This is a genomic window from Novosphingobium beihaiense (assembly GCF_022832375.1).
GTDB lineage: Bacteria > Pseudomonadota > Alphaproteobacteria > Sphingomonadales > Sphingomonadaceae > Novosphingobium > Novosphingobium beihaiensis.
Genome location: NZ_JALHLG010000079.1, coordinates 1 through 4,334, shown reverse-complemented (window position 1 = coordinate 4,334; position 4,334 = coordinate 1). Strand labels below are relative to the sequence as shown.

The window sequence follows — 4,334 nt, the reverse complement described above, 5'->3', positions numbered from 1 at the left end:
CCATCGTGCCGGAAAACCGGATCTCAGCCAGACCCACCGCGCTCCCGTTTCGGAAGCCCGGCGGTTCGCGGCGTGCACGATCCGAACGGCGGACTATACTTCCATACTGCCGCCGGAACCCGCTCCGAAGTTTCCTAGGCTCAGGACCTGTTAATCACGCCATCGAGGTTTGAGGCAAAATGGCTCATGGCCAGGAAAGAAGGCGCAGGAATATGTCGATATTTCAAGGCTTCTTGACGCAGCCATGGGCCATTTTGGTCAAATCCCTTCGGGACGCCCAAATGGCTTCCATCTCGAACCAAAACGCCCTTGGAAAGGCAACCAGCCTTCCCGGCGGGCCCTTTGGTTCGATATGTTCGCCATTTGGGCGCCTCGATGGCGTGATTAACAGGTCCTGAGCCTAGCTGCTGACCACCGATACCGGACGCACTGCCGGTGCCGCTTGCGCGGTCAGCATGGCATCCACATCGCTCAGCACCTGGGCCAGCGGGCCTTTGAGCACGCCGCCGTTCATGGCGTGCCATTCGGCGATATCCCCGTCGATTGCGATATTGGCGAAGGCCCGCGTGCTGCGGACGCGCCGGGTCACGCTGGCGTCGAGCGTTTCTTCCGATACCGGCAGATGCTCCAGCACGCTGGTTTCCGGCACGCCGGAGAAATGTGCACCGGTCACGCTGACGTGATAGACCGGGCGTCCGTCCTTCATCTCGATGCGCTGGATCTTCACCAGCGAGCCCGCGTCCTGCGCGCGGGTGGCATATTGCCAGACCTGCCCTTCGGCATAGTCCTGCGGCCGTGCTTCGGCGGCGGCGGGAACGGCTGCGAGCAGCAGCGGCGAGAAGGCGAGGAATCGTTTAAGCATTTGGCAACCATGATCGGCAGCAGCTTCCCGGTCAATCAGCCACGGGAACCCATCGCGCATCCGTTCTCGAAACGAGACATAGCTGCGGCCAATCGTGAATGACCCGCGGCGATGGCGATACGAGAGAGCGTGGCCAGCCCTCTCCACAGGCCCGCGAGCAGCGCCGTCTCTTGCGGATTTGGCCAGAGGGGAAAGACCGGGCGCCTCCCCCTCTCTCTGAGATCATACCCCGTGGACCGACATGGAAGGTTCACGAATGCGTCCAAGGACTGCAATCGTATATCATTATCTGCCGCCCCGGCGCGGATGTCCGCGTAATCCAACATGATCAAGGGGTCGTATGACGAAATTGAACCAACGCGTTCTGCAGCTTGCCTTCGGCTGCAGCATGATAGCGCTATCTTTTCCTGGCCAGGCGCGGGCGGCGGACGATGCCGGCACATCGGGTGACATCGTCGTGAGCGGGCAGCGCGAAACCGCGATTGTCACGGCGCAGGACGATGCCATCAATGCCACGTCGTTGACCACTATCGTCTCCGGCGAGGAACTGCGCGCGCAGCCGCAGCCGAACCTGGCCGACTTGCTGGGCCGCCTCCCCGGCCTCAACTCCTCGGTCGATCAGTCGCGCAATGCCGCGGCGACCGGCGAGGCGCAGTACCTTTCGATTCGCGGCCTCGATACCGCCTACAACGCTTACGAATTCAACGGCGTGCGCCTGGCGCAGACGGACGCGCGCACCCGCGCCATCTCGCTGAACCTGCTTTCGCCTTTCGGCATCTCGCAAGTCCGCGTCGAAAAGGCCCCGACCGCCGCCGAGGACGGCGATGCGATCGCTGGTATCGTCGATCTGCGCACGGCTTCGCCCTTCGAACTGCCCGCGCACCATTTCCAGATCCGCGCGCAGGGCCAGGTCGCCGGACGCGCCGCCGCGCGCGATCAGGATCCCTGGGGCGGCACGGTCCAGCTCGAAACGGCGCAGACCTTCGGCAATTTCGGCATCTTCGCGTCCGCCTACTACGGCAAGAAGAACGTGCTGAGCGAATCGACCGCGTTCCACAAGGACTACGTCAAGATCAACAACGCCATCCCGGGCCGCGAGCGCGAGAACCTCGACAATCTTACCCCGCGCGGGGTCGAGTGGAACCTCTTCCGCAGCCGGATCGAGCGCTTTGGCGGCTCGCTGAACCTTGAATGGAAGAGCGATTCCACCACCCTCTATTCGCGCACGACTTACGGCGAATACCGCCTGAAAAGCTGGATGGACCAGACCGCCATCCGTCAGGTTGACCAGGTTCCCGCCGCCGCGAACCCCAATCCGGTCGATGAGGATGGCGATCAGTATTACGACGCCAACGGCTTCCTCGCGCTCTACGGCCCGGGCGCGACCTATTACTTCCGCACCGAACACTCCAACCAGAGCCTGTTTTCCTCAAAGCTCGGCGGCGAAACCCGTGTGGGTGACCTGACGCTGAACTATCACGCCGCCTATTCGAAGGGCACGCAGGACTATCCGCTGCGCATCCAGTCGAAATTCGGCAGCCCGGCCTATGCCGCCTACGACGCCAACGGCATGGCGACGTACCGGCTCGAAACCGGCCGGGCGAACCCCAAGGCCCCGCAAGTGGTGCTGGACGATGCCGCCCGCGCCGCGCTGACGGACCTTTCCACTTTCAAACAGGCCTATGTCACGTCCCAGTTCGAGAACACCTGGGAGCGCCGCTGGGAAGGCGCATTCGACGCGGCATGGCACATGGCGGACGAAGGACTGGTTTCCCTGCAGGCCGGCGGCAAGTTCGAAAGCGCCACGCACTATGCCAACAGCCTGGGCAGCGACGGCGCCCTGCAATACGATTTTGCAGACGGCGAAGGCCAGGCGCTGAATGCGGTTCCCGGCGAAGTCCTGAACGGCTTCATGAACGATGCCGCGCAAGTGCCGATCTACATGATCGACACCAACTGGATCGAGAAGCAGGCACACGACCTTTCGCTTTCCAAACTGCCCGGCATCGACCCGGTTCTGCTGGAGGAAAACCGCCTGCGCGGCGTGGAACGCAGGCTCAGCGGCTATGCGCTGGCCACCTTGAAGTTCGGCGGCCTGACGCTCTATCCGGGTGTCCGCTTCGAACACAATACGTTCAAGGGCACATACTGGGCCGACAACGGCGACAATTCCGGCTTCACCACCAGTTCGCGCAGCTACAACGAACTGCTCCCCAGCCTGATCGCCTCCTACCGCCCGGGCGACAGGACGGTGCTGCGCTTCTCGGCCCGCAAGAGCTATTCGCGCCCGGCTTTCGATCTTCTCCTGGGCCCCACCGAACGCGGCTACGACGAAGACGGCAATCTGAACTATATCTTCCAGCCGAACCCGGACCTTCAGGCGACCGAAGCCTGGAACTTCGACTTCTCGGTCGAACACAAGGGCGCGGGATCGGACATGATTTCGGCCTCGCTCTACTACAAGCGGCTCAACCATGTCCTGTTCTCCACCGGCACGACCAATGCCAGCGGCGACTGGAACATCTGGAGCAACGACACGATCTCTCCCGACGGTGTCGAAGTCTCCACCCTCAATACCAGCGCCAAGGGCAAGGTCTACGGCGTGGAACTGTTCGGCCGGTACAGCTTCAAGGGCCTTCCCGGCCTGTTCGACGGGCTGGGCGTGCAGGGCAACCTGACCTTGCAACGCGCCGATGCCGGCCTCATCGTCGCCGGAGAAAACCGCCGCCAGCGCATGCCGCAGGCACCGCAGGTCACGTTCAATGCCGAGCTGTTCTACAACCACGGCCCGGCATCGGCGGCGCTGACGTACTCCTACACCGGCAACAAGCTGTACGATCTGCGCTCCTCGCAGCCGGACACTTATATCCAGCCGGTCTCGACGATGAACCTCTTTGCGAACTACGCGATCACGCCGCGCTTCACGGTCGGGGCCGCCGTCCAGAACGTGCTCGACGCGCACAATTTCTGGAGCACGGCGGGTGAGAGCAAGTCCATGCTCTCGGTGGACCGCAAGGGCGGCTATGTCGAAACCGGGCGGACTTATCTGCTCAACCTGACTTACGCGATGTAACCGGCGAACGCCTGCCCGGCCGTGGAGCGGGAAACTCCGCTTCCCGGCCGACAGGAAAGCCTGGGATCGACACCCTTCATTGATAAGCCCTCTCCCCTTCAGGGGAGAGGGTTGGGAGAGGGGAATACACACACGCCCCCCCTCTCAACTCCGGCTAGGCGGACAAGCCGCCAAGCCTGCGTATCTCTCCCCTTCAGGGGAGTGAGCACACGGGAGACATCCCTATCCGGCTCTGCCGAACGAAAAAGGGCCGCGCCGTGGCGCAGCCCTTTTCCTTGTTTCGCGTCTGGCGAAGGCTCAGTCTTCCTTCAGGAACGCGGGCATGTGGTTGGGATCGCCACCGCCGTTGTCGCCATCGCCGCCACGGTCGCGGCGCGGGCCGCGGTCACGGCCGCCACC

General features: G+C 63.1%; 2 protein-coding genes. One reads left to right on the top strand and one right to left on the bottom strand.

All coding sequences use genetic code 11. From position 1 onward, the window contains the following. Nucleotides 1-400 precede the first annotated feature (400 nt). The gene (locus MTR66_RS20820) at nucleotides 401-862 is read right to left on the bottom strand and encodes a hypothetical protein (protein WP_243924605.1); all 462 of its coding nucleotides are present in this window, start codon (nucleotides 860-862) and stop codon (nucleotides 401-403) included. 388 nt (nucleotides 863-1,250) lie between these two features. On the opposite strand from MTR66_RS20820, the gene MTR66_RS20815 reads away from it, so the two are divergent. Further along, entirely contained in the window at nucleotides 1,251-3,935 is a 2,685-nt protein-coding gene (locus MTR66_RS20815; protein ID WP_243924603.1) for a TonB-dependent receptor, read from the top strand. Nucleotides 3,936-4,334 lie beyond the last annotated feature (399 nt).

What these genes read in the sequence shown, in the direction of transcription:
- MTR66_RS20820 (WP_243924605.1), bottom strand. Translation starts at nt 862, where the DNA reads ATGCTTAAACGATTCCTCGCCTTCTCGCCGCTGCTGCTCGCAGCCGTT.
- MTR66_RS20815 (WP_243924603.1), top strand. Translation starts at nt 1,251, where the DNA reads ATGATAGCGCTATCTTTTCCTGGCCAGGCGCGGGCGGCGGACGATGCC.